Source organism: Sorangium sp. So ce124, from assembly GCF_051525235.1.
Lineage (GTDB): Bacteria > Myxococcota_A > Polyangia > Polyangiales > Polyangiaceae > Sorangium > Sorangium atrum.
On record NZ_CP150312.1, the window covers coordinates 2,734,930 to 2,758,751 of the forward strand.

The 23,822-nt window shown below is 68.7% G+C and carries 19 protein-coding genes and 1 pseudogene; 7 read left to right on the forward strand and 13 right to left on the reverse strand.

The genetic code is table 11. The features are described from left to right. Nucleotides 1-417: 417 nt before the first annotated feature. From WMF19_RS10475 to WMF19_RS10495, 5 genes are all read right to left on the reverse strand, one after another. Nucleotides 418-1,758: an IS4 family transposase gene (locus WMF19_RS10475; protein ID WP_437893055.1), complete on the reverse strand. Its 1,341-nt coding sequence runs from the start codon at nt 1,756-1,758 to the stop codon at nt 418-420. A 280-nt stretch (nt 1,759-2,038) separates the two neighbouring features. Then, entirely contained in the window at nt 2,039-3,169 is a 1,131-nt protein-coding gene (locus WMF19_RS10480; RefSeq protein ID WP_437898941.1) for an IS1 family transposase, read from the reverse strand. Nucleotides 3,170-3,470: 301 nt separating this feature from the next. Beyond that, nucleotides 3,471-3,902 carry a hypothetical protein gene (locus tag WMF19_RS10485; protein ID WP_437898942.1) on the reverse strand — a complete coding sequence of 144 codons (432 nt, stop codon included), beginning with the start codon at nt 3,900-3,902 and terminating at the stop codon, nt 3,471-3,473. Continuing rightward, the gene (locus WMF19_RS10490) at nt 3,903-4,622 is read right to left on the reverse strand and encodes a hypothetical protein (protein ID WP_437898943.1); all 720 of its coding nucleotides are present in this window, start codon (nt 4,620-4,622) and stop codon (nt 3,903-3,905) included. Continuing rightward, nucleotides 4,619-4,768 carry a hypothetical protein gene (locus WMF19_RS10495; RefSeq protein ID WP_437898944.1) on the reverse strand — a complete coding sequence of 50 codons (150 nt, stop codon included), beginning with the start codon at nt 4,766-4,768 and terminating at the stop codon, nt 4,619-4,621. Before WMF19_RS10495 ends, WMF19_RS10490 begins: the two co-directional genes overlap by 4 nt. 709 nt (nt 4,769-5,477) lie before the next feature. Here WMF19_RS10495 and WMF19_RS10500 point away from each other — a divergent pair. From WMF19_RS10500 to WMF19_RS10510, 3 genes and pseudogenes are all read left to right on the forward strand, one after another. Beyond that, nucleotides 5,478-5,765: a hypothetical protein gene (locus WMF19_RS10500; protein WP_437898945.1), complete on the forward strand. Its 288-nt coding sequence runs from the start codon at nt 5,478-5,480 to the stop codon at nt 5,763-5,765. Further along, complete coding sequence (locus WMF19_RS10505; protein ID WP_437589598.1) at nt 5,732-6,115, forward strand: DUF6968 family protein; 384 nt, start codon at nt 5,732-5,734, stop codon at nt 6,113-6,115. The genes WMF19_RS10500 and WMF19_RS10505 overlap by 34 nt, the downstream gene beginning before the upstream one ends. A 35-nt stretch (nt 6,116-6,150) precedes the next feature. Next, a pseudogene (locus WMF19_RS10510) lies at nt 6,151-6,309 on the forward strand (IS1 family transposase); the annotation flags it as partial. A gap of 34 nt (nt 6,310-6,343) precedes the next feature. Here the strand turns inward: WMF19_RS10510 and WMF19_RS10515 are convergent. The 3 genes from WMF19_RS10515 to WMF19_RS10525 form a co-directional block, all read right to left on the reverse strand. Continuing rightward, nucleotides 6,344-7,612: a hypothetical protein gene (locus tag WMF19_RS10515; RefSeq protein WP_437898946.1), complete on the reverse strand. Its 1,269-nt coding sequence runs from the start codon at nt 7,610-7,612 to the stop codon at nt 6,344-6,346. A 356-nt stretch (nt 7,613-7,968) separates the two neighbouring features. Continuing rightward, complete coding sequence (locus WMF19_RS10520) at nt 7,969-9,093, reverse strand: IS3 family transposase (RefSeq protein WP_437894791.1); 1,125 nt, start codon at nt 9,091-9,093, stop codon at nt 7,969-7,971. Continuing rightward, nucleotides 9,093-9,452 (reverse strand): transposase, encoded by a 360-nt coding sequence (locus tag WMF19_RS10525; protein WP_437894792.1) that lies wholly within the window; start codon nt 9,450-9,452, stop codon nt 9,093-9,095. The genes WMF19_RS10520 and WMF19_RS10525 overlap by 1 nt, the downstream gene beginning before the upstream one ends. A 478-nt stretch (nt 9,453-9,930) precedes the next feature. Between WMF19_RS10525 and WMF19_RS10530 the strand changes: the two genes are divergently transcribed. The 3 genes from WMF19_RS10530 to tnpC all read left to right on the forward strand — a co-directional run bounded on the left by WMF19_RS10530 (nt 9,931) and on the right by tnpC (nt 12,442). Then, complete coding sequence (locus tag WMF19_RS10530) at nt 9,931-10,377, forward strand: hypothetical protein (protein ID WP_437898947.1); 447 nt, start codon at nt 9,931-9,933, stop codon at nt 10,375-10,377. Continuing rightward, nucleotides 10,374-10,751: an IS66 family insertion sequence element accessory protein TnpB gene (gene tnpB, locus WMF19_RS10535; RefSeq protein WP_437898948.1), complete on the forward strand. Its 378-nt coding sequence runs from the start codon at nt 10,374-10,376 to the stop codon at nt 10,749-10,751. The genes WMF19_RS10530 and tnpB overlap by 4 nt, the downstream gene beginning before the upstream one ends. 68 nt (nt 10,752-10,819) lie before the next feature. Continuing rightward, complete coding sequence (gene tnpC / locus WMF19_RS10540; protein WP_437898949.1) at nt 10,820-12,442, forward strand: IS66 family transposase; 1,623 nt, start codon at nt 10,820-10,822, stop codon at nt 12,440-12,442. Nucleotides 12,443-12,833: 391 nt separating this feature from the next. On the opposite strand, the gene WMF19_RS10545 is transcribed toward tnpC, so the two are convergent. Further along, nucleotides 12,834-13,382, reverse strand: a complete 549-nt coding sequence (locus tag WMF19_RS10545; RefSeq protein WP_437898950.1) for an RNA polymerase sigma factor — start codon at nt 13,380-13,382, stop codon at nt 12,834-12,836. A gap of 710 nt (nt 13,383-14,092) precedes the next feature. On the opposite strand from WMF19_RS10545, the gene WMF19_RS10550 reads away from it, so the two are divergent. After that, complete coding sequence (locus tag WMF19_RS10550) at nt 14,093-17,452, forward strand: HEAT repeat domain-containing protein (RefSeq protein ID WP_437898951.1); 3,360 nt, start codon at nt 14,093-14,095, stop codon at nt 17,450-17,452. 57 nt (nt 17,453-17,509) lie between these two features. Here the strand turns inward: WMF19_RS10550 and WMF19_RS10555 are convergent, their stop codons facing one another. The 4 genes from WMF19_RS10555 to WMF19_RS10570 all read right to left on the reverse strand — a co-directional run bounded on the left by WMF19_RS10555 (nt 17,510) and on the right by WMF19_RS10570 (nt 23,728). Beyond that, on the reverse strand, nt 17,510-18,385 hold the full coding sequence (locus tag WMF19_RS10555) for a sterol desaturase family protein (protein ID WP_437898952.1): 876 nt from the start codon (nt 18,383-18,385) through the stop codon (nt 17,510-17,512). Between the two features lie 66 nt (nt 18,386-18,451). Further along, the gene (locus tag WMF19_RS10560; protein WP_437898953.1) at nt 18,452-19,546 is read right to left on the reverse strand and encodes a 2Fe-2S iron-sulfur cluster-binding protein; all 1,095 of its coding nucleotides are present in this window, start codon (nt 19,544-19,546) and stop codon (nt 18,452-18,454) included. A 156-nt stretch (nt 19,547-19,702) separates the two neighbouring features. Further along, nucleotides 19,703-20,623 carry a LysR family transcriptional regulator gene (locus WMF19_RS10565; protein WP_437898954.1) on the reverse strand — a complete coding sequence of 307 codons (921 nt, stop codon included), beginning with the start codon at nt 20,621-20,623 and terminating at the stop codon, nt 19,703-19,705. Nucleotides 20,624-20,716: 93 nt separating this feature from the next. Next, the gene (locus WMF19_RS10570; protein ID WP_437898956.1) at nt 20,717-23,728 is read right to left on the reverse strand and encodes a carboxypeptidase regulatory-like domain-containing protein; all 3,012 of its coding nucleotides are present in this window, start codon (nt 23,726-23,728) and stop codon (nt 20,717-20,719) included. Between the last annotated feature and the right edge of the window lie 94 nt (nt 23,729-23,822).

The window sequence follows — 23,822 nt, forward strand, 5'->3', positions numbered from 1 at the left end:
GGGGCACCCCGGCCGCAGTGTGGGCAGCGGTCCGCTGCGATGGGGCGGCCCAGGAGCCGCTCGATGGTGGTTCCAGCCGCACGCGCGGCGCGCATGGCGGTGCCGGGCGACCCGGCGTACTTGCCCGAGGCGATCGCACGGAGCGTTCGGGGCTGCATGCCCATGACCTCGGCAAGACATGCCCACGTGCCGTACAAGGCGCGCAGGTTGCGGAGCGCAGCGCGGAGCCGCATGCGCTCCACGTCGGAGAGGGAACGGGTGACGCAGAGGCGTCGGCGGCGCTTGGGCGCACGCTCGCCTTCTTGCTCGAAGGCGAACGGACTACGGTCAGCATGTCGGACCTCGTTAGCGCGGGGTTCGGCCACGCAGCCCGGACGGTTGGCCCCGTCGCGGGCTGCACTTCCTTCTCAGGATTGATCATAATTTCCCCACCTCCCTCGCGGCGCTCCAGCCCTGGACGAGGGTGAGGAGCTGCTCGTAGCCACGGCCCAAGGTCTGCCAGCCGGGCTCGCCGTTTCGCCGGAGGTGTCCGCCGAGCCCGGCGATGGCCAGGAAGGCATCGCGGGCCGTGGCGTTCTCGGGCAGGGGCTTGCGCGCGAAGACCCGCAGCACCGCGAGCTGGGTGGGCGTGAGCACGGCGGTCGCGGGCTGCTCCGGAGCGCGCCGAGCCTCGCTGCGCAGCAGCAATAGCTGCCAGGCGATGGGCGCGAAGAGCGCCAGCACGTTGCGCAAGCCGTGCAGGTCCTCAATCTGGCGCTTCTCGTAGGCGCATCCGGTCTTCAGGGCCTTGAAGAACTCCTCCACCATCCACCGCGCCCGGTACCAGTCAACCAGCTGCGTCAACTGCTCGACGGACTCGACCGGCTCGCTCGTGAGCAGCACCCACTCGACCGGCGCTTCGCCCGGCGGCGGCTCGAGCTCCCAGACACGCACGACCTGAAGCGAGAGCGTCGCCGGCAGCTCGCGCGGCTGGGATCTCGGTCGCCGCAGGGTCACGCGCGTGCTTCCAAGGGCGAGCTTGGCCAAGCGTCCTGCGCGCGGAGGATGCAGCCGTTTCTGTTGAGGGCTGCGATTGGCTGCCGGCCGCGGCGAAAGCTCTACCTCGCGTACGGCCACCGCTTGAACATGCGCGAGCGCCTGCTCGAGCTTGGCCTGCTCTCCGAGGGCGTCGGCCTCGACGAGGCGATTGTGCGCGAGCCGAATCACGAACCGATGCCCTGCGCTCAACAGCTGCGCGAACAGGCCGTAGTCGTCGCCTTCGCGGTCCATGACATGCACCACGTCGTGCGGAGCTGCGCCCAAGGCCGCGACGCGCTCCACCTGCTCTCCCCAGCGGTCGTGCTCGTTGTCCATCGTGCCGTCGTCGCGCACGTGCGTGCTCAGATCGAGCACGCCGAGCGGGCGGCGCGTTCCATCGCCGCTGACCGCCAGCGTGAAGTGGGCGAAGAACGTCTGCCCCGAGGAGCGCAGCCGTCCGAGCCCCTGCCGCTGGCCGTCCGAGCGGAAGGAGAGGGTCGTGGTGTCATGGATGGCGAGCACCACCGGCTCGGCCTCCATGCGCGCGAGGGTGGCGTGCACATGCGGAGCCAGGATCGCCGCGGGCGTGACGGCGTCGTTGCCGAAAAAACGGTACGCCGCCTCCAGCTCGCTGTCGGACAGCAGCGAGGGGAAGCTCTTGTCCGGCGCCTGCGCCAGCTTCTGCACCAGCTTGGTCTGGCGCTTCGAAAGCCGCGCATCGCCGAAGTGCGCGTCGCTCATCTCCTCGGCGAGTGCCGCTGCGTGCTCTGCTGCAGGTGAACCCATCCGCAGCTTTGATCACGTCGCCCAACACACATCAAGCGAGATCTGTAGGATCCTGAGACTTCCTTGGGCCGAACGCTACGGACCGAGATCGAGGTTCGCCACGCGAATCAGGCTATTTTGACCACTTCGGGTCAAAGTTGACCAGTACCGGTGAATCTCAAACCGGAGGGTGTCGACAGCCTCCCGGCAGAGGTGAATCTGGTAGTGGCCAAGTTTGGCCAGGCCCTTGATCTGGCTAAGTTTGCTCCTCCTCCGGCGGATCCCCGAAGAGCGACATCTGCACCGGCTTCCGGGGCTTCGGGCGCCAGGAGAGCAGGTCGAGCTGGCCGGTCGGCTCGACGGAGGCCGGGGCGCTCGGGGTCGCGGCGGCGGGCACGGGAGCGGGTGGAGGCGGCACGGGAGCAGCGGGCGGGCTCGGGGCTGCCCCACCCTGGACCACGCGCAGGAAGCCGCGTCCGCCGGGTAACTCGCGGGCGGTGCCTTCAGGCTTGCGGGGAGCGAGCGGCTTCGCGCTCGGTGCTGGCGTCTCGGGCACGGAGAGCAGCGCGTCGAGCAGCTCCGGGAGCTCCCAGATGTGGCTGGTGACGCCGGCCGCCATCGCGGGCGTGACGCGCGTCGTCTTGACGATCAGGCACAGGTTGTAGTGCGTGAGTCCGAGCGAGACCGCTGCGCGGTGGTGCTCCGGGTCTTTGCTGAAGGCCAAGACCAGGCGTCTCATGCGGCCGATGTGGTGCCGTAAGGTGGCGTTGTTCCGCTCGACGTGCGCGGTCGTCGCGGCGTCGATGTTCGGAGCGCCGAACACCACGCGCCGGGTCAGCCACGGGTTGCGGGGCGGCTCGTAGCGGTGATCGTCGTCGCGCTGGCCACCCCGCGAGAAGTTCTTGATGACCTGGCCGAAGTCGACGCCAGGACCGAAGCTGGCGCCGATCGCGCCAGGATAGGCGGCGAAGCCGTCGGAGGTGATCGACGGCAGGACGACGAGCCGCGCGCGCAGGTCCTTGATGAACGCGTCGGCGCTCGTCTCGTCGCGCTTGCCGACGTGCCACGTCACCACGTAGCGGCTCGGCATCGCGAGCGCCGTGAAGGCGTACGCCTCACCGAGGCCGGCCGCGTGCTCCGCTGGCGTCACGCGCGACTGCTTCTTTTGTACGAAGGACCAGACTTCATCGCTCTCGATGAGCGAGCAGGTCAGATCGCGCGCCATGGTGTTGTGGAGGCTCTGCGCGGCGACGCCGACCCGGAGCGCGAAGCGGTTGATCGTCGGCCGACTGACGCCGGTCATGCGCTCGACCGCGCGCTCGCTGTTGCCGTCCACTAAGGCCGCGAGCACGGCAAGCCGCCGCTCGCGTGGGAGCTCGTTCGCCACGGGACCCTTGCCTCTCCCCAGGCACGGCCGTACCCTTCGCGGTGCGATGGGCGCGAGGTAGGCGACTGCCTGGCGTTTCGCAGCCCCGTCTTGGTGCCAGCCGAGACGGGGCGCTTTCGTCTAAGGTCCTCTGATTATAGCGGTTTTGCGGAGGAAAACCGCTGGCAAGGGCGGGGAAGAGATGCCGGCGGGACGGGGTATGTCATAGCGGAGCGGCCGCATTGCGCGGGTGAAGTTGCGCCGTCTGAGCTCTTGATGCGCGGCAGACGCGGAGCGTACTGGATGTAGTGTGCTAACCGGGCTACTCGGCTACCAGCCATTGGCGCATGGCTTTCACCCAACCTTGCTCATCTACGATTTCCTCAAACAGGCTCACGTTGCCAGGAATTGGCATCCCAAGAAACTTTCGACTAACGATCGCATTCGTAACAATAGCAAACCGAGTTCCCATTTCTGCATTTGCCTTGTCGATGCGCTCAAACAAATCGAAAAGACCAATAATAATTGGCGAAGGGATTGTCTTGTTTCGAGTGTACTTGAATTCGACGATATGCGGGCGATCGGCATACGGTCCGGAGTTCGGTATGCACATCAGATCCGCTTGCCAGGCCTCCGCCTCATCGCTAGATTCCCATAGCGACTGATGCGCAAGAACTTGCGCGCTCGCGCCAAAGTGTCTTCGCGTGGCATTGATGAGTCTGCGCTCGAACTCTTTGGGATTGGCGGCGATCATTTATCTCTCCAGCCCATCCACGCCCCACGAGAGGCGAGGCAGGATAAACAGGTGTCTTATTATTGCATGCGCGACGACAATGCCCAAAAGTACACTCGCGGCGATGGCGATGACGAGAGCGGAGTAGTCGCCGGCCTTGATGACGGCGGCGACTATCGGCACAAGTAACGTGGCAAACGTTGCGGCAGCATCCTTATCCGTCAGTGTATGAAATATCGATTTCCTGTCCTTGAGCGAGATGCCGGATTCCGAGCCGCCAACGGTGGCGTACCCGGTACATTTGACAGGACAGAATAGGAATCGCCACCACGGCGTCGCGGCACGTGGCAGAGAGGAGGCCCAGCGGTGGGAATCTTTAATTAGGTCGATATGCGTGTACTTCGCAGCTGCGCCCTTGGACACCACCCAGCCGAAAAACAGGTGGGCCTCCGACTTGGCTTCCGTAATAGCAACCGCGAACCAGCGGCTCTCCGTTCTGAACCAGTGGTTAGGTGACGCGAGCACCGGATGACCGCCAATGGTCAGATGCTGAGACCTGGCGAACGCATTCCAATCGCTATCGCTCTTCGATGGCTCTACTCCAGTAACCTTCTTAAGGCATGCGAGCAGCCCAGCGCCGTCGACCGCCGCAAACGGAGCCGCGTCAAGGGCGATAACGAGAAACGGCGCCGGTGCGTCTGCTGGAGGCGATGGCGGGGTGAACCTGGGAGGGGCTTTCACGGGTTGATACGCACGGCAGCGAACGTGGCCAGCGACTCGGTGATCGAGGTCAGCCTGGACCCGAGCGCCTGCGGCAGGAATGCGCGGGAGGTCGACGAACTCGGATAGGCGTGGCCTTCGTGCTCCGGGATGAACAGCATGCGCATGTGCCGAACGCTGCCACGGATTTCCAGACGCCGGGAGGGGGGATCGCCGGCTTGGCCGCCCGCGGCGGCTCAGCTCCCCTCCGGATGCTCCGTCCGCGCCCCCGGGCAGTGTAACGAAGCCGCGGGGATCTCGTCTCGGCGTTCTGGTCGGTCGAGGATCTGATCCGGGCCGCGCTGGCGGAGCCAGCCGCCGCGCCGCCGGTCCCGCAGGCGCTCACCCTGCCGGCGCAGACCGGGCCGGTCCGGCAGCTGCCCGGCGGGAATGGATGGCTCCGCCTCGTCTCGGGTGGGTCGGCTCCGTCGGCTCCCTCCGCTCCGCAGCCGCCGCCCGTGGCGCCCGCCCCGGTGGCTCCTCCGCCGGCCCTCGCGCCCGCCGCAGCACCCGCCAGGTCGGCCGCTGTCGAGCCAGCTGCACCCGCGCCGGAGCCTTCCCGTCAGCTCGACCTGTTCGCGTGGCGGCCGAAGCCGCGGACGCCCGTGCAGTTGAGCCTGTTCGGCGGCCTGCCGGACGGCGCGGAGTAGGACGCCGGCCGCCTGGCGCCCGGGCGGTCGGCTCGTCCCAGACGACGTCCATTCCTGTCACGATTCGGCGCTTCATCGCCGATTATTCCAGGCTAGAATACGCAGTGAATGGTCGAGGTGGCGGGCGCGCTCATGTCACCCGAGCGCTCACGGCCGCGTGGCCCGCGGCTCGCTTTCGCGGAGGGCCATGAGGATCGCGACGATCATCGCCGCCGTGTTCATGTCGTCCTGCGTGGTCCAGCCAGTCGCCGAGATCACGGAACCGGAAGAGGCAGGAGAGCCGACAGATGAAGACGCTAATGCGGCAGCCGAGCCGCGCCTCAAGCAGGTGTGCTTGCTCGCCCGCAAGCGACAGAGTTCTCGCGAGATGTTTTGTCGTTTCGCGTGCCCAAGTTGGCTCAAGAGGCAGTGCTGGTCCGCCGCGAATCAGGGCGGGCGGGAATGGACGAACTTCTGCACCAACAACTTCCACTGACGCCGGCGCTGCCCTATCTACCGGGCATGCACGACGGAAACGTGGTAGCCTCAAGGCATCTGGACTTCACGCCGAATGATGGGAGCTTCACGCGCAAGGTTCGCATCCTGCTCAGCAGGCCACACAGTCCCGTTCATCGAGAGAACGAATGGATCGTTGACATCGAGATTGAGGAGTCGTTCAAGGCTCCGGTTCTCGACTACGCGATTGGCTCCGATCCGTTCCAGGCGCTGTTCCTGGCGATGTGCAAGGTGGGCGACCTGCTCAAGCCGTGGCGCGACGCGGGTGAGCTCAAATGGGGCGACAGCGCCGACCTTGGTCTGCCGTCACTGATCCACCCGACGGTGTAACCCTGCTTGCCCGTTCAGCAATCCGCCCACTGAACGCCGACCGGGCCCTGCCGAACGGGCGCGGGTTCCTCCGGCTGGTCGGGTCCGCTCCGGCTGCGCCGGTGGCGCCTACGCCGGAACCGCCGTCAGAGCCGCCGCCCGTGCCGGGACCGCGCAGGATGGTGCAGTTGAGCCTGTTTGGTGAGCCGGAGTGATCACCGATACACACTCTCTGAGCGAGGCTGTGCCTCAACCCCCATACTCTATGCTCAGGCTCACAATCCTATCTTTCGTACCCCTGGCCCTTGCCAATACCGAGATTCTCTTGTTCTTATAAAGACTTTCAGCGAACCTCGTTTCCTCCAGCGGTCCAGTCCCGTCGATCGACACGCGAACTCTCGGCATGGACTCACGAAGTATAAGGTACGCACTGCCTTTGCGCGTCTCCGTGTTCAAGTTGTAGATGAGTATTTCGTATTCCTTTGAGTGAGCATCTTCGAACAGGCCTCCGATGCGCACATCATATTCCTCGATGGAGGAATTGATGCGTGCAGCAGAGGAAGCGTCCATCGCCCCTATAAGCGCCTCCTCGTTGTCTTCGTACACATTGAAGACCTCGATGCTTGTAAAATGTTGACCTATGATGTCCGATAGGTCGACAAGGCGCTCGACACTCCTTCGAGCTGCAAGCAGAAGCTTGTCTGCCGCGGACGACACCGACACTGCACCGCTGTCGCGCAAGTTGCCGCCAAACTCATTAATTCTGAGGTAGGTTCTCAGTAGCCGCGTGAAACACGGGGCAAGCGACAGGTCTCCGTCGCTAATTGCCCCGATTTCATCCTGAAACCTGTTTAGGCAAAAGTCGATGTACAACCTGGCGTATTCTGGGTGTAGGTGGGCCGCAAATCCGAGTTGCGGAGGTGCCTCCTCCTCCACACTAAACCGCAATCTGAAGCTTCCTTCGCCGTATGGTCTCAGGAACGTCCGCGGTGGCTTCTTTGTCTCGCTGACGCTAACCAACGCGTCGGAAACAATCCCGGACAAAGACGCCTCGACAGTTCTTATATCAGACGGATACGCCTGATGAAGATCGGCGCGCTTCCCGCGCATGCTCGCGTCGAACGTCAGCGACGGTCTCAGAGCCCTTTCCGGGCAGTACGAATCTTCTAGCGGAAGATACTCGTCTGGGATCTCGGCAATGGGCACGAGATAAACCGCTACACGGCCGCCAGATCGCCTGTCTACCACGAACACGCTACCAGCGCGCAGCAAGAGTTCTCGGTAAGTAACGCGCCTTCTTAAGAATGAAGAGTACTCGTCGGCGGTTACGATGACATGAAAGAAGCGATCTGTGTCCTCGTCCTCTTCTACCGACGAGGCAATGACACGCGCCTGGTATTTCGTTGTTCCGGTAAACAGGATCGGCATTTCGTCGAAATGCAGCACTTCGTAATCGCTCGCTATGAGCGGGAAGTTCGGCATCGACGTAAACAGCAGCTTCTCGTTAATTGCGAACACGTCACAGGCCCTCGATCGCTTCGTCTATAGCACCGATCCCTAGCACTTGCACGTGTTCGCGCGCGCAAAAGTCGTCTGATTTGAACAGAGTGTGATGACGAGGGTCGCCGCTGGATGGACTCGGCCGGATCTTGCCGGCGCCGCCTGTGAATCGGATCTTGCAGTAGTACCGCGGCATCGGCGGAGCCTTAGGATTTGGCTTAAATCTCTTCGTGGTCTTGAGGTGCTCGATCAACTCGACGTGTGTCGTGTAGTCCCTGATCGATACTCCGCGATACGAGCACGCTGTGCCGCAGTAGGATGGATCGCTTGGTGCGGAGAATGCCAACGGGTTTGAGACAGGCCGGACGAGAATCCTATGAGGGGATCGCGACGAGGGGCGCGTTCCGGCTCTGGGCCCCAACCGGTCGAGATCGGGGCGGCCGCGGCACGGCGGTGGGCGCGTCGCTGGTCGTGCCCGTGTGCGGCGGCGCCGCGGCCGCGCAGGCGTCGTCGTCGATGGACAGCGGGTTGATGGCTACCGAAGCGGGCGGCCTGCGCACGACGGGCGGGCCGTTCGGGAAGCGTTCAGGATGCGCGGCGTAGGCCGTGTCGAGGGCGACCTGGCGCCGAGCCGCGATATCATCGACGCGGCCGTAGAATACATCAGCAGGTGTGAAGAGCGCAAGGCCAGAATGCTGATGAAGGTCGTTATACCAGCTGAAGAACTCCTGGCACCACGCTCGTGCATGAGCCAGCGAGGCAAAGCGGTCCGGATAGTCGGGCTGGTATTTAAGCGTCTTGAACTGCGACTCGGAGAAGGCGTTGTCATCGCTGACGTGAGGCCGGCTGAAGCTACGAACGACGCCGAGCGAGCCGAGGAGCTGAGCGAGCCCCTCCGACCTCATCGCGGAGCCGCGGTCGGCGTGCACGGTGAGCGAGCCGGGCTCGACGCCGTGGCGGGCGACAGTCTCTGCGAAGAGGTGCTCGGCGAGCTCCGCGCTCTCGCGCTCAGCGAGCAGCCAGCCGACGGTCATGCGACTGAACAGGTCGAGGACGACGTACAGGCAGTAGAAGACCCCGGGCAGCGGCCCGCGCAGCTTGGTTATATCCCACGTCCAGATCTGGTTGGGGGCCGTGGCGGTGAGGGTCGGCTTGACATGCTTCATCGGCCCACGCTGCGCGCGTCGCTCGCCGCTCTCGCGGGACGCCGCGAGCAGGCGGTACATCGTGCGGATGGAGGCGAGGTAGACGCCGCGCGACAGCAGCGTCGCGTAGACCTCCGGCGGGGGCTGGTCGACGAACTCGTCGCTGTGCAGCACGTCGAGCACGGCTTGCCGCTCGGGGTCGCTGAGCCGGCGTGGGCTCGGAGCGGGCCCGGTCAGCGCGGGCAGCTTCGCGGGCTGGGTCTGCCGGTAGAGCGTGGCGCGGCTGACGCCGAGTGCCGCACACGCCTGGGCGATGGAGACGTGCGGGTCATCGAGCTCTTCGATGATGTCCATCAGCGCTCTTCGTCGTTCGTGAGGTTGATGCCCAGAATGGAAGAGACTTTTTTTTGAAGATCGATGAGCTTCTCAGCGAGCGCGAGCTTCTCCTCGAGCCGCGCCGAGCGCTTCTCGAGCTCGGCGATGCGCCGGTCCTTCGCGTCCTGCTTCGGCTTGCGGCCGGGCTTGCGCCCCGAGAGGGCCTCGCTGCCGTGGAGGGCGAGTTGCTTGCGCCACGCCGTCAGGAGGGAGCTGTAGATGCCCTCACGGCGCAGGAGCGCCTCGATGTCCCCGCGCTGGGTGCACGCGGCCGCCTCGCGCACGATGCGCAGCTTCTCCGCCGCCGAGAACTTCCGCCTCTTGCCCGCCTTCGGCATGGTCTCGACGGCGACGCCACTCGGGCGGGGAGCAGCGCCCTGCGCCGCTGGGGCGGGGGTAGGATCGACGGATCGGAGATGGGAAGGCTTCGGCACGAGTCAGGTCCATTCTCCGCCCTCTCACCACAGATTTCTAGGGGGAGCCTGTCTCAACCGACGTTGGCACAGAGGGGTGCGTACTTTGGGATCTTCCCGAGCTCCCACCAGGAGAGAAAGTCTCCGTCGCACAGACTCGCGTCACCGTCCCATATACGTCGGCAGAAGACGCGCTCTGTATCTTCCTTGGTGGTGCTATCGATGCACCTGCACGTCGGTGCCGCAGGGTCACGCAAGCGCGTAAACGCCATGTCCTTAGGCATGGAGCGACGATACCGGACGCTGGTGCCAGTCCAATCGTAAGTCCTCGCCCTTGCCCGTCCTGACCTGAAGCCCGGTTGGAGCGAGCCTTCGCGCACGCGCACGCGCGAGGAGGTTCACGATGATGACCGAGAAGCAGAACGCGAGGGTTCTTGAGCTCAAGGGGCAGATCGAGGGGACAGCGGCGGCACCGAGCGGAGCTCCGGTAGAGGTGCGCGAAGCGGTGCTGGAGCTGGTGCAGGAGCTCGGTCGGAGCGGGGTGACAGCGCGCGCGCTCGCCGAGGCGCTGGGGCTGCACGAGACCACACTGAGCCGCTGGAAACGAGACCGTCAGGCCGCGCCGGGCGGACGAAGGCGCCCTTCGGACTCGCGCGCGGCGGGCGCTCGCGATGCCGGGTTTCGGGTGGTGGAGCTGGCTGCGCCCCAGGCCAGGTCGAAGCCGCGGACGTCGACAGCCGAGTCGGACCCCGCAGTCCCCACGCTCCGTGTGGCGCACGCCCCGAGCGGCCTGGTCATCGATGGCCTCGACGTCGAGAGCCTCGTGGCGCTGCTGCGGAGGCTGTCGTGATCGTCGGCTCGATGCGGCACATGCGCGTGTTCGTCTACCGAGAGCCGGTGGACATGCGCAAGGCCTACGACACGCTGGCGGCGTTGGTGGAAGGTCCGATGAAGAAGACGCTGCTCTCGGGTGATGTCTTCGTCTTCATTGGTCGGACGCGGAAGAGAGCCAAGGCGTTGTACTTCGATGGCACGGGCCTGTGCATGCTGTGCAAGCGCTTGGAGACCGGGCACTTCGCAGCACCGTGGAAACGGCCCGGAGAGGGGCCGATGGAGCTGACGATGAGCGAGCTCGCGCTGCTGCTCGAGGGCAGCGAGCTCGCGCTGCGCGTCCGTCTGAGCCCTGCGCCGTATCGACCGATGCTCGACGGCGCGCACGCCTGAAGCTCCCGCCCGCCGAATTCGTCCCCTCGTCTCTTGACACGATCGATCGAGTGCGCAATGTCGCCCGCGTGTCGAGGCTCGCCCAAGAGAAGGACCCGGAAGTCCTCCACAAGGCGATCGAGCTGCTCGAAAATCATAACCGCGCGCTCACCGAGAAGATCAAAGAGCTGCTGGCGGAGCTCACCAAGGCCAAGGGCGACTCCACCTATCAGCAGCTTCGTCTCGCGGCGCTGGAGAAGCAGCTCGCGAAGCTGACGAAGCAGGTGTTCGGGCCGAGCTCGGAGCAGCGGACCACGGACGACGCGCCCGCGGACGCGAGCAGCGAGGGCGAGAACGAGAAGAAGAGGACCGGGCACGGCCCGACGGAGCAACCGAAGCTGCCCGTCGTCGAGGTCAAGCACAAGCTCGACGACGCCGACAAGACGTGCCCGAAGTGCGGCGGCGGTCTCAAGGAGATGGAGGGCCAGTACGAGGACCACGAGGAGATCGACGTCCTCCCGCTGCGCTTCGTCCGGAAGCGGCACCGTCGGCAGAAGTACACGTGCCGCTGCGGCGCGTGCATCGAGACCGCGCCGGGACCGGACAAGCTCTGCCCCAGAGGGCGCTACTCGATCGCCTTCGCGATCTACGTGGCCATCAGTAAGTATTGCGATCACCTGCCCCTCGAGCGGCAGGTGCGGATGATGGCGCGCGACGGGCTCGTGGTGACGAGCCAGACGCTCTGGGATCAGATCGAGCAGCTCGCGTGGCTCGTCGAGTCGGTGATGCCGCGGCTGCGTGCCTTCGTTCTCGAGCACTCGGTCGTCGGTGCGGATGAGACGAGCTGGGAGCTGTTCGGCAAGAAGCCCGGCCAGAGCAAGAGCTGGTTCGTCTGGGTGCTGCGCGTCGAGCGCGGCGTCTACTACGCGATCCGAGGCGGCCGGAGCTTCAAGACGGCGGAGTCGCTGCTGATGACCTTCGCGGGCGTGTTGATGTGCGACGGCTACGCCGCGTATTTGTCGCTGTCGCGCGCGTATCCGCGCGTGGTGCTCGCGCACTGCTGGGCGCACGTGCGACGGGAGTTTGTCGAGATCGAAAAATCGTTCCCGAAGCCGTGCGGCGAGGCCCTCGACCTCATCGGCAAGCTCTACCTCGTCGAGCGTCGATGTCCGCAGGGCCCCGAAGGCGACGAGGAGCGCAAGGTGCTGCGCGACACGGAGTCGCGCCAGCTCATCGATGAGATCGTGGCGTGGGTCTACCGAACCACGCCGAAGTGCCTGCCCGAGAGCGGGCTCCATAAGGCGATCGGCTACATGGTCAACATGTGGCCGGGCTTGGTGCTGTTTCTCAATGATCCCACGATCCCGCTGGACAACAACGGGACGGAGCGCGCCGCGAGGGGGCCGGTCGTTGGCAGGAAGAATCACTACGGCTCACATTCGCTGCGCGGTACCGAGGTCGCGGCGACGTTCTACAGCCTGGTGGAGAGTGCGAAGCTCAATGGCCTGGAGCCGCGCTTCTACCTGCGCGTCGCGACACGCGCGGGGCTTCGACACGAGACCGTGCCGCTGCCACACGAGGTCAAGGCGATGCTCGCGGCGGGGACGCTCGATCTGAACGACTTCGACGATCACACCGAAGGGATCGTCGATGCTGCGCTCGCCGCCGCGGCGGCGGAGAAATCGGACGTCGCAGATCTGACGGGTCGTTGAGTTGCCGTCCCAGCGCGGATCCGCGCGCGACGCGGCGGTGCGGCGCCTGCTCATGACCGACGTGACGTGCCCCCGTCCACAGGGGGACGCGTACTCGTGGGTGAGCGATGTGCGGGCGGCACTCACGCGCGCGCGATTACACGAATTTCATGCGCTCGGGGGACGGGCCAGGGCGAGGACTTACGTCCAATCTGGAACAGGCGAGCAGTGCACAACGAGGCGGAGGCGTCGTCGGTCACGATGGCGCCTCCGTGTGGAGATGTGAGTTTCTGTGGCGCGCGAACGCGAGGGGCTTGTCGGCGCTTTGGGCTACGGTCGCCGTCGGCCGTCGCCCCATGACGGCATCCTCGCGCAGCGGCTCGCTAGGCGTACTGCTTCGTCAGGGGGTGGCTCATCGCCGCCTTCGGAGCTTGCGAGCGAGACGGGCCCGCGCGAGCCGCAGGCGGCTGCCCGCGGTGCCGAGCGGGATGCGGAGCAGCTCAGCGATCTCGGTGCCGCCGTGCCCGAGCGCAGCGAGCACCAGCACCTCGCGAGCCCAGGTTGGCAGCGCGGCGATCGCCATGAGCGCCTCGGCTGCGTCGATGCGCTCGCCGACGTGCCCGGGGTCCATGCGCTCTTCACCCGTGGCGGCCCATGGGTCGTCGACCGGCACCTCCCGGCGTCGGAAGGCGCGCTCGTGGTAGTGCGTGCAGGTGAAGGCGCAGACTCCGAAGAGCCACCGCCTCAGCGCGTCCAGAGGTTCGCGCGCGGAGCTGGGCCGGTAGCGCCCGGCCTGCGAGCTCGTCCATGCCCCGAGCATCACGTCCTGGAGTACATCGTCGATGTCGATGACGGGCACACCGAGGCCACGCAGGACGCTCTGGATGAACGGAGCCTGCTCGGCGATCTCGGCGATGCTCAGGACGCGCGCGGGGCCGGCTTGATGGCCCCAGGGGCTCATGGGGCGCCTCGGCGCGCGCCGCATGCTGGGCATCTATCGGCTGCGACGGGGCGGCCTAGGAGGCGCTCGATGGTGGTTCCAGCGGCGCGTGCGGCGCGCATGGCGGTGCCGGGCGACCCGGCGAACTGGCCCGACGCGATCGCGCGGATCGTGCGGGTCGGCATGCCCATGACCTCGGCAAGGCATGCCCAGGTGCCGTACAAGGCGCGCAAGTTGCGGAGGGCGGCGCGGAGCCGCATGCGCTCCACGTCGGAGAGGGAACGGGTAACGCAGGGGCGGCGGCGCGCGGGCGCACCTCCGCCTTGTCCCCCGGACGGGGGAGGGACTACGGTCAGCATCGTCGGGACCTCGCGCTACGTGTGAGGTGTCGGCCACGCGGCCCGGGGTGCTCGTAACACCCGCGGGCCGCACCTACTTCGGGACCGAAGCTTAGCGACGACGTCCGCGCATCTGGCCAAACTTGGCCAGAATCACACAACCTTAGCCACTACCGTGAATCTCAAACCGGAGGGTGTCGACAGTCTCCCGGCAGAGGTGAAGCTTAAACCGGAGGGTGTCGACAGCCTCCCGGGAGAGGTGAAACTCAAACCGGAGGGTGTCGACAGCCTCCCGGCAGAGGTGAAACTCAAACCGGAGGGTGTCGACGCTCCGGAGCTTCGCCGCGCTCGGCCTTGCGAGCCTCCGGCCCTGGGGCGCTATGATCGCCCTCCATGGACGTCGCTTCCTTTCTCGCCGATCTCGAGCCGCAAACGCACCACGACCGTGTCCGCCGCGTGGTGGAGCTGGGCCGCGCCGCCGCGCGCGGCGACGCCGGCGCAAGCGCGCTCCTCGGCGCGCTCTGGAAGAGCGCTCAGCCCTACGAGCGCCTCCTCGCGCTGATGAGCGTCTACGGCTCGGGCGACGGCGCGCGCGTCGTCGCGGCCGTCTCCGACCCGTCCCGCTCCGTGCGGCGGCGCGCAAGCCGCATGATCGCCCGCTTCTGCGACGACGCGCAGGCGCTCGCGGCGCTCGGCGCCCTCCTCGAGCGGCGCACCCTCCGGCGCACCGTCGCCCAGCTCGCGCGGCGGAAGCGCCAGGCCGCGGTGGACGCCTTCCTCGGCGCGCGCATGCAGGCGGGGCGCGATCCCCTGATCGTGGATCTGCTCCCGTTCGGCTCCGAGGCGCTCGTGTCGGCGCACCGGCGCGCCATCGACGAGGCGGGCGGCCCGAGCTGCCTCGATCGGCTCGGCGTGAGGCACCCCGCGGCCGCGGCGCGCTGGTTCGGGGAGGCGATCGCCCGCTCCCCGTCCCTCGACGTCCGCCAGCGCTACCGCCTCGCGCCGCTGCTCGTCCCGCTCGCCAGGCGCGCGCCCGACGCGGCGCTCCCGCTGATCCAGGCCCTCTTCGAGCGCGGTGAGGAGCCCTCGTTCCTCGCGGGACCGCTGCGCTTGCTGGCCCGATCGCGCCCGGCCGCCACATTCGACCTCCTCAAGGCGCGCCACGAGAGCGGACGGCCCGCGCGGCCGCCCGGCGCCTTCGAGGTCGTGCGCTTCGACAAGGGCGCGCCCGCCCTCGGCGCCGAGCGCCTCGAGTACCTCATCCGCCACGCCTGGGGCGCGCTGAGCGACGGCAAGCGGGGCCCGCGGTGGTTCCTGCGGCTGCGTCCCGACGACCAGAAGGCGGTCCTGCGGGCCTTCCTGCTCGGAGGGCGAGGGGGCTTCGGCGCCTTCCTTTTCCGCTACGTGAAGGCCGAGTCGGCCGAGGAGCAGGCGCTCCGGGAGCGGGCCTTCGAGCGCTGGTCCTGCGCGGCGCAGGCCGCCGACGGATCGATCGCGCCCGAGGTGCTCGACGCGCTGCCCCGCGACCTGCGCGAGCGCGAGGCGAGGCGGCACCTGTCCAGCTGCCCGTCGCTCGTCTCGAAGCCGGAGCGGCGGATGAGCTACGCGCGCCTCCTCTCCTTCGCCGAGGCCAAGGAGGTGCTCGCGCCGCTCCTCGGACACCCGGAGGGCGAAGAGCGGGCCAAGGCGCAGGCGCTGCTCGTCGCGAGCGTCCTGCACGACCGGGGCGCGCTCGCGGACGCCCTCGCGAACGTGCGCGCCCGCAAGTTCGAGCAGGATCCGGTGCGGCGGGCGATGCTCGGCGCCCTCGCCGCGCTGCCCATCGGCAGGTTCGCGCAGGAGCACCTGGAGGCCGCGGGCGCCGTGGCGCAGGACGCGCTCGACGCCGCGGACCTGTCCCACGCCACGGCCTCGGCCGTGGAGCGGCTCGTGGTCCGCCTGTTCCGCATCGATGGCGCGTGGGGGGCGCGCTGGATCGCGAAGATCCTCGCGGTGCGCGGCTCGGTCTCGACGGCGGGGCTCGGAGAGGGGCTGACCCGGGCGGAGGCCGAGCGGCTCAGCCCGGCGCTCGCGCAGCTCGCGGGCGCGTGGTGCACCGGCGAGCGGGCAGGGGCGGTGCTGTCGCTCGCGCAGAGCCTCGGCATCCGCCTCAAGGTGGTCACGCCGCTGCTCGAGGCGCTCGAGCGGCTGTCCCGCGAGCTCCCGTTCGTCGGCGTCGCCGCGGGCGCGCTCGGCCTCCTGCGCGCCCACGACAGGCCGCGGTTCGCGCGGCTCGTTCCCGCGCTGCTGGGCGAGGACAGGAGCTTCGTGCTGATCGGCGCCGTCGCCCGGCACGTGAGCCAGAGGCGCCAGGATCTCCTCGGCCCCCTGCTCGACCGGACGCAGCCCATGACCGGCAGGTTCGCGACGGGCAAGACGCGCTGGGTGCTCGATTTCGGCGGGGGCCACGGCCGCTGGACGGCGAGGCAGCAGGAGAGCTACGCCGCCGGCCTCCGCGCGCTGCTCGGCGACGAGACCAGCGACGTCCCCACGCTGCGGTTCGCGATCTCCGCGCTGGTCCGGCTCGCGTACGTCGACGCCTCGGCGGTCACCCCGTTCGCGTCGGATCCGAGGCCGCCCCTGCGCGAGATGGCCATCCGGGGACTGCCGTGGCTCGACGCAGGCCAGGGCGTCCCCGTCCTGATCGAGTGCCTGGGCGACGATCGCGCGCGCTGGGCGATCTACGCGCTCCGGAAGGCGTTCGCGGAGATGTCCCGGGAGCGGGTGCTCGCCGAGCTCCGGGCGGTGCCGACAACGAAGGTGACCGTGGCCAAGGAGGTCGTGCGCCTGCTCGGCGAGCTGGGCGGCGACGACGCCTACCGGGACCTGCTCCGGCTGGACGGCCCGAAGACCCACCGCGACGTGCGGATCGCGCTGCTCCGGGCGCTCTGGGACCACCTGGACAAGCCCGAGACCTGGGACGTCTTCGGCCGCGCAGCCCGGGATCCCGACTGGATCGTGGCCTCGAAGCTCGCGGACATCCCGCTCGGCAGGCTGTCGACCGAGGCCGAGCGGCGCGTGGTGGACCTGCTCGCCGCGATCCTCGGGCGGGCAGAGCCGGAGGCGCGGCTCGATCTGCTGCGGCGCGCCGCGCACCTGCCGCTCCGGGACGACGCGCGGTCGCTCTTTCGCCGGCTGCTCGATCACATGGCCGCGCCCGCGCCCGAGGAGGCGGCGGAGGCGCTGTCCGCGGCGCTCGCGAGGATGCAGTCGGGGGAGGTCGCGACCGTCGTCCAGCGGCTCGCGGAGCTCTTGCCGAGGCGCCGGCACCTCGTGGCGTTCCTGCCCGCGCTCACGGCGCGGCTCGGCCCGTACGCCGCGAAGCACCACGTCGCCGTCGGCGAGGGGCTGCTCGCCGCGCTCAAGGCGGACGCCCTGGCCGTGCCCCAGTACCTCGGGCTCGCGGCGCGCCTGCTCCCGTGGAAGGCGCTCGGGCAGGCGCTCGCGGAGCTCGGCCGGCGGGACCTCTTGCACCACGACGCGATGGTCGCGGCGATGTCCGCGGTGCACGGCTGCGTCCACCCGTCGCAGCTCGAGCAGGAGCTGCGGGGGAGCCCCGATCCGCGGCTGCGCCGGCTCGCGCTGGAGGCGCTCGTGCAGGCGGCGTCGCCGAAGAACGGCTGGACGGCGGACCGGCGCGAGTCGCTGGAGCGCTACAGGAAGGACCCGTCTCCCGCCGTGGCGGGGCCGGCGTCGTTCGTCACGCCGCCGTGAGGGCGCTCGCTGCGCTGCCGTGAGGCGGCGCGCGGCGGGCGAGCGGCCTGGCAGGGCTCATCGCACGACGACAGCGCGGCCATCGACCGTGGTGATCACCGCCTCCGCCATGGCGAGGTCGGCTGTCGGCGATGTCTGTTCGATCGGGCGGCGGCGATCCGCCCTCTCGTCCTTCTTCTTCGTCGAGCGCACGAACGGCCAGAAGATCTGCTCGGCCCACGGCTCGACCGGCGCGCCCTCGGGCAGCCCGAAGCCCTCCTGGCGCGCGTGCGGGGTCATCAGCGTGCCATGGAGCCAATCGAAGCAGACGAGGGCGGCGCCATAGTTCTTCATGGCATTGCCGTAGCGGCCGACCCCGTGGTGGACCTGGTGCGTGTCGGGAAGCGAGACGATGCGCTCGAGCACCCGCATGACAGGGCGCGTGAAGCGGTTCTGCTGGAGAGGTAGATCCCAGCGGAGATCGCAGTGCTCTATCATACCGATCAGGGTCCTGAAGGCCGATCCTGCCGCAAAGGCAGCAGGATGGCCGAGCCAGACGACGGCCGGGGCCAGCCACGCGGTCGGCAACAGCAGAAACAATAACCAGTTCTCCCGGTACGTGACGGAGATGTTCAGGTTGCGCGGCACGTGATGCGGCTTGTGGAGACGCCAGAGCCACGGCCATTCATGGCTCTTGCGGTGCAGCCAGTAGGACCCGTATTCGTCGAGGAGCACGTAGAGCGGTAAGGCGAGCCAGAAGCTCACGCCCGCGAGCGCGCCCTCGGAGCGCGGCCAAAGAGCGCCGAGCGCCCAGATCACGGCGCCGGAGGATACGCCGCGTATCAGGAGGGAGGAGGCGAGGGAGAGGAGATTCGCGCCGAGCTCCGGCATGGTGAGCACGCCGGGGCGCCGGTACAGGCCGAACGCGAACTCCATGGCGGCAAAGAGGGCCATGAAGCCGAGTATGATCAACGTGCTTTTGAGCATGGTAAAAACCCCTTTCGTGCGTCGTGGCCCGGCTCAGACCGCCCGAGAGGCGGCGAGAGCGACCGAGCCACGGTTTAAAAATTTGTCGTAATGCAGGTGCTCCGGAGGGATCCTGCCGCGCAGCAGGTCGAGCGCGGCGTCGATCATCCCGGGCGAGCCGCACAGGTAGGCCGCGCACTCGTCGAGGGTCGCGGCGACCTCGCGGAGGTAGTCGGTGACGTGCCCCGCCCGCCCCGTCCAACGGGAGCCTTCGGGCTCTCGCGAGAGGACAGGCACGAAGGCAAACCGCCCTCGCCATCGCTCCCTGATCGAGGCGATGGCGTCGAGCGCGTAAAGGTCCTTCTGGGTGCGCGCGCCGACGACCAGCGTCACGTCGCGGCCAAGCCCGTCCGAGATCGCTTGCTCGAGGATCGCCTTGATCGGCGCGAGCCCGGTGCCTCCTGCCACGCAGAGGAGCGGCCGCCCGGCCTCGTGGTAGCGGAAGCTGCCGTGTGGCCCCGAGAAGCACAGGCGCGCGCCCGTGCGATCCGCCCCGAAGAGCCACTCGGTGAAGGCCCCGCCCGGCACGTGGCGGACATGAAAGAGCGCCCTGCGCGGCGAGGCCCGATCCGGCGCCTCGGCGAACGAGTAACAGCGCGGCTCGTCGAGCCCCGGGACGCCGGGCACCGTGAGCTGTGCAACCTGCCCGGCCACGTAGCGGACCTCCGCGGCGAGGTCGACCTCGAGCGCGAGGACGCTGGGCGCGAGCGGCGTCACGCGCGCGACGCTCGCGTCGATCTGCACCGGCGCTGGACCCGTCGAGCGCCCGCGGCCCATTCCCGAGACCTCGACCGCCACGTCCTCCGACACGGCCAGGCTCTGGCAGGCGAGGACGAAGCCGGCAGAGAGCTCCTCGGGCGCGACGTGGCGCGAGATATCGCTCTTGAGGCGGATATGGCCTCTGATGAGGCGGCACTTGCAGGTGCCGCACTCGCCCACGTTGCACATGTGTGGAAACGAAATGTTCCCGCGTACGGCTGCGCTGAGCAGCGTTTCCCCGGCCTCGATACGGGCCGCGCGATCGCTGCCCAGGACATGGAGTGTGCCGGCTCGACCGCGCGCCCGACCGCCGAATGAGATAGCCTTCACGATGTTATATTTCCCTCTCGTACGCGGCTTCATGGGGGCAGCCCCCCCGAAAAGCCCAATCAAGAAATGGTATGAGGCAGATTGCCGGCGTGAATATTCCGCCGAATCCACGGCCGCCCGTCTCCCTTCGGGTCGAGCTCGCCCGCCTGGGACGCGTCAGATGCGGCTGCAGAGCTCGATGAGGGATCGCCGCAGCCACTCGTGGGCCGGGTCGCCGTCCTGACAGGCATGCCACATCATGAACAGCGGGATCGGCTGGATCGGGAGCGGACAGCTCACCACCCGCACGGGGAAGTGCTGCTCGAACAGCCGCGCCAGGGGGAGCGGCAACGTGCAGACGAGGTTCGACTGCGAGAGGATGAACGGCATCGAGAGATAGCGGGGGACCTGCGCCCGCACGCACCGCGATCGCCCGACGAGGGCCTGAATTTGCTCTGCCAGGTTGGTCTGGCCCTCGCGCGGCTCGATGATGAGGTGCTCGAGCGCCATGTACTCGTCGAGGGTCAGCGAGTGTCCCACGGTCGGATGATCCTGGCGCACCAGCGAGACGAGCTCGACGTCGAGCACGCGCGTTCGCCGGAACTCCTCGCCCGGGATGACGATGTGATCCAGGACGAGCTCGACCTTGCCGAGCCGCATCTCGTTCTGCAGCGAGGCCCCGGGCTCGCGGCAGATATCGAGCCGGACGCGGGCGCCGAGCTGCTCGAGCCACTGCAGAAAACGAGGCAAGAGGATGGCCTCTCCGAGGTCGCTGATCCCCAGCCTGAAGGTGTGGCTCGCCGTGCAATCGAAGGCGCCCGTGTGGGCGAATGAGGCATGGATCAGGTCGAGCGCCTTGCGGATCGGGCCGGCGAGCGCGAGGGCGCGCGGCGTCGGGGCCATCTCCTTGCCGCGACGCACGAAGAGATCGTCGTTGAACAGGAGCCGCAGCCGGCCGAGGGCGCTGCTCACGGCCGGCTGCGTCATGCCGAGTCGCTCGGCCGCTCGCGTCACGTTGCGCTCGGTGAGCACGACGTCCAGCACCGTGAGCAGGTTCAGGTCCACGGCGCGCAGGCGCGGCAGCGGCGGTGCGTTCATGCAAGAAGGGCAGCGCCGCCCCGACGCCCGCCGCCGAGAGCCCGAGCGGCGAGCTCTTCCATGCGCCTGCCGTCAAGAGGTAGCGGCCGGCGCCTACGGTGGCGCGGGCGCGGCTTCGATGCCGCCTGGCCCGACGCCCGGGGGTGGCGGCATCGCCGCGGCCACGAGGGCCACGCTCGCCCCGCGCGAGAGCCCGAGGGTCACCCGGGTCCCCGTGGGCACGCGGATCAGCGTCCCAACCAGATACCCCAGCTTGCCTGTGACATCGTGGCCGTCCACCGAGACGATCACGTCTCCCACCTGCAGGCCCGCCGCCGCGGCCGGACCGCCGCGGCGCACCTCGACGACCTTGTGCGGCCGCATGGCCATCTCCATCGGCGACTGGGGCGGCTCGACCGTGAACCCGAGATCGCCGGGAGGCTCGTCCTGCTTCACCCGGCGCTTCGCCATAAGCAACCGCCCGACGTCGGTCTCCGCGCCCGGCTCGACATCGACAGGGATCATCGCCGCGTCGAACGCCGAGCTCATCGGATCCGCGGGCATGAGCATGAGCACGAGGGGACCTCTGGGGACACGGTCGAGGTGAAAATGACCCGCACCGTCCGTGACCTCGCGTTGCTGCACCGGAGAGGGCGCGATTCCGCCGGCGCGCGGGTACGCGTGCACGGTCACCCCGGCCATGGGCGCGCCGTCCTCCAGGGACACCACCTGACCCCGGATTGCGACGCGCCCGGCGAGGGTCAGCACCACCCCGCTCCGCTGCTCCCCCTGCCCGAGCGTCACCTCGCCCGTGGCCGTCCCCTCCGGGGCGTCGACGGCGATATCGTACTTGCCCGCCTGCAGATCGCTTATCGTCCAGGCCCCGTCCGTGAACGAGAAGGACTCGCTCCGGAAGAACGGCGCTTCGCGGCCCGTGACGCGGATCGTGAACTGATCGGGCGGCGCGCCGCCGGGGCGGGAGACGGCGCCGGAGACGGTGCCTGTCTCCTGGATCGTGAGCGTCACGGTATCGCCGATATGGACGTGCTCGACGGCGGCGCGGCCTCCTCCGCGGCGCTGCGCCTGGACCGTGTACGTGCCCCGGCCCAGGTTCCCGATCACGAACTCCCCGTCGGGATCGGTGAGCACCGGCGCGTAGGGCCCCATGCTCTCCAGCGGCGGGGGCGGAGGGGCCGGGGCGCCCCGCTCTCCCGCGCCCTCGGGCTCCCGCTGAACATTGACGAACGCGTCCGCCACCGGCCTGCCGCTCCCGTCGATGACGCGCCCGTGGATCTCGCCGTTCTGGCGCTCCACGACCAGGCTCACGCGCGCGGCCGCTCCTGCCTTCACGTTCACGGCGACCCCGGGGTCGCCGTCGCCGACCTGACCTGGCGCCCTCATGGGCATACCCCCCTGCATGGCCCAGATCCGATACGCGCCCGGCGCGACCCCCTTGATCACGAATGTCCCGTCCGCGAGGGACTTTCTCGGAGGGCCGTTCCACCCGGGCTGCTGCGCGCTCAGCATGACGTCCGCGCCCGCAACGGGGCGGCGGTCCTCGTCGGTCACGGTGCCCTCGACGCTGCCGCCGTTATCCATCACGAGGGTGATCTCGGGAGCGCGCTCATCGACGATCTCGACCTCGACCGGCTCGGGCGGAATGTGATCGTTCGAGTGCGCCATGACCCTGTGCTTGCCGGGGAGGAGCCCCCGGAGCACGAAGCGGCCGTCGTCATCGCTCTGCCCGACGGCGCCGGGCACCATCGCCCTCATGTCGGTCGGGCTCGCGTGGACCATGGCGCGCACGGGCTTGTCCTCGCGGTCCACCACCCGGCCGCGGAGCGACAGCCCGGCGCGGACGGTCCACACGAGGCCCTCGACGTCCGCCTCGCCGACCTCCACGGCGGGGTAGGTCGGCTCCGACGCGTGATCCTGGCAGAGCACCATCACCTGGTACGAGCCGGGCAGCACCCCCTCGAAGCGCGCTGAACCGTCGGCCTCGAGGACAGCGGGGAGCCAGCCGCTCCCTTCGTGAAACAGGGTGACGGAGCCGCTCGTGCAGGGCCCGCCCCCGGGCGCGACCTCCACGCGGCCAGCCACGCTGCTGGCGGGGTGCAGCTCGATCACCACCTCGCTCGAGGTCTGACCGATCCCGAGCACCACGCTCGCGCGCGCCTGGCCATAGCCGCCCGCGGCGCGCGCCGTGGGCTTGTACCGCCCGGGCGCCAGGCCTGGGATGCGGAAGCGCCCCTCCGCGTCGCTCGACGCGGGTTTCACCTCCCCGGGCCCCCACCGCTGCTCCATGCCGGGACTGATCTTCGCGCCGGCGATCGGCGCGCCCGACCCTGCCTCGACGACCCGCCCCTCGATGACCGAGCCGGGCGTCAGCAAGATCTCGAGCGGCGGCCCCGGCGCCATGCCGTGCTGCGACCCCTCGGCGTACCCGTCGGCGGTGGCGCGCGCCAGGCAGTAGCCCTCCTCGGTCCACGCGGAGAAGGAGCCCTCTGCGTCGGAGCGGGTCACCGCGGCGCCCTGGTGCGACCCCAGGAAACCATGAATCATGACGAGCGCCCCGGCGATGGGCCCGCCGCTGACGTCCTTGACGTGGCCCCGGACCTCGACGCCGCCGCGGACGAGCGTCAGATCGACGCCGGTGCGCGCCTCTCCCTGGCGGAGATCGAGCCAGCCGGCGCGGTCCGGGGCAGGGGAGGTGTAGCTCGCGGGGCGGTGGCCCGGCGCCGAGGCGAAGATCGTCCAGCGCGCGGGGGAGAGATCCGCGATCTGGTAGCGGCCGTCCTCTCCTGCGGGCGCGCACGTCGGCTCGCCCAGATCGAACGGTGTCAGGCCGCCCGCGCCGCCGCTCGCGCTGGCGCACACCAACGCTCCGGCGACGGGCGAGCCGGCCGCATCCGCGACCCGCCCCGCGATGCTCCCGAGCTGCGGGGGCGGCGCGTCCCTCGCGCGGAGGCGCCGCGCTCCCCGCGTCGAAGCGGCGCTCGCCGGAGGTGCGGGGCCTTCCGCCGGCGCCTCTCCGGCGCGGAGCCACAAGAAGAGGCCCAGGATCCCCGCCGCCGCCAGCACGAGCACGACAAGGGCAAGCCACCGTCTCGCTTCCGCTCTCTTCATGGCCTGACAGCCCCTCCTTCGTCCATGGCCCCCTGCCGTCGGGATCACTAATCCATCGCGCGCACGCGTGGCGGGGGCTCGTCCTGGGTAGCAG

Bases quoted from the DNA above. Each gene is read 5' to 3' on its own strand.
- WMF19_RS10475 (WP_437893055.1), bottom strand. From the start codon at position 1,758: ATGAGCGACGCGCACTTCGGCGATGCGCGGCTTTCGAAGCGCCAGACC.
- WMF19_RS10485 (WP_437898942.1), bottom strand. From the start codon at position 3,902: ATGATCGCCGCCAATCCCAAAGAGTTCGAGCGCAGACTCATCAATGCC.
- WMF19_RS10495 (WP_437898944.1), bottom strand. From the start codon at position 4,768: ATGCGCATGCTGTTCATCCCGGAGCACGAAGGCCACGCCTATCCGAGT.
- WMF19_RS10500 (WP_437898945.1), top strand. From the start codon at position 5,478: ATGAGGATCGCGACGATCATCGCCGCCGTGTTCATGTCGTCCTGCGTG.
- WMF19_RS10505 (WP_437589598.1), top strand. From the start codon at position 5,732: ATGGACGAACTTCTGCACCAACAACTTCCACTGACGCCGGCGCTGCCC.
- WMF19_RS10520 (WP_437894791.1), bottom strand. From the start codon at position 9,093: ATGGACATCATCGAAGAGCTCGATGACCCGCACGTCTCCATCGCCCAG.
- WMF19_RS10525 (WP_437894792.1), bottom strand. From the start codon at position 9,452: ATGCCGAAGGCGGGCAAGAGGCGGAAGTTCTCGGCGGCGGAGAAGCTG.
- WMF19_RS10530 (WP_437898947.1), top strand. From the start codon at position 9,931: ATGATGACCGAGAAGCAGAACGCGAGGGTTCTTGAGCTCAAGGGGCAG.
- WMF19_RS10545 (WP_437898950.1), bottom strand. From the start codon at position 13,382: ATGAGCCCCTGGGGCCATCAAGCCGGCCCCGCGCGCGTCCTGAGCATC.
- WMF19_RS10550 (WP_437898951.1), top strand. From the start codon at position 14,093: ATGGACGTCGCTTCCTTTCTCGCCGATCTCGAGCCGCAAACGCACCAC.
- WMF19_RS10555 (WP_437898952.1), bottom strand. From the start codon at position 18,385: ATGGCCCTCTTTGCCGCCATGGAGTTCGCGTTCGGCCTGTACCGGCGC.
- WMF19_RS10565 (WP_437898954.1), bottom strand. From the start codon at position 20,623: ATGAACGCACCGCCGCTGCCGCGCCTGCGCGCCGTGGACCTGAACCTG.
- WMF19_RS10570 (WP_437898956.1), bottom strand. From the start codon at position 23,728: ATGAAGAGAGCGGAAGCGAGACGGTGGCTTGCCCTTGTCGTGCTCGTG.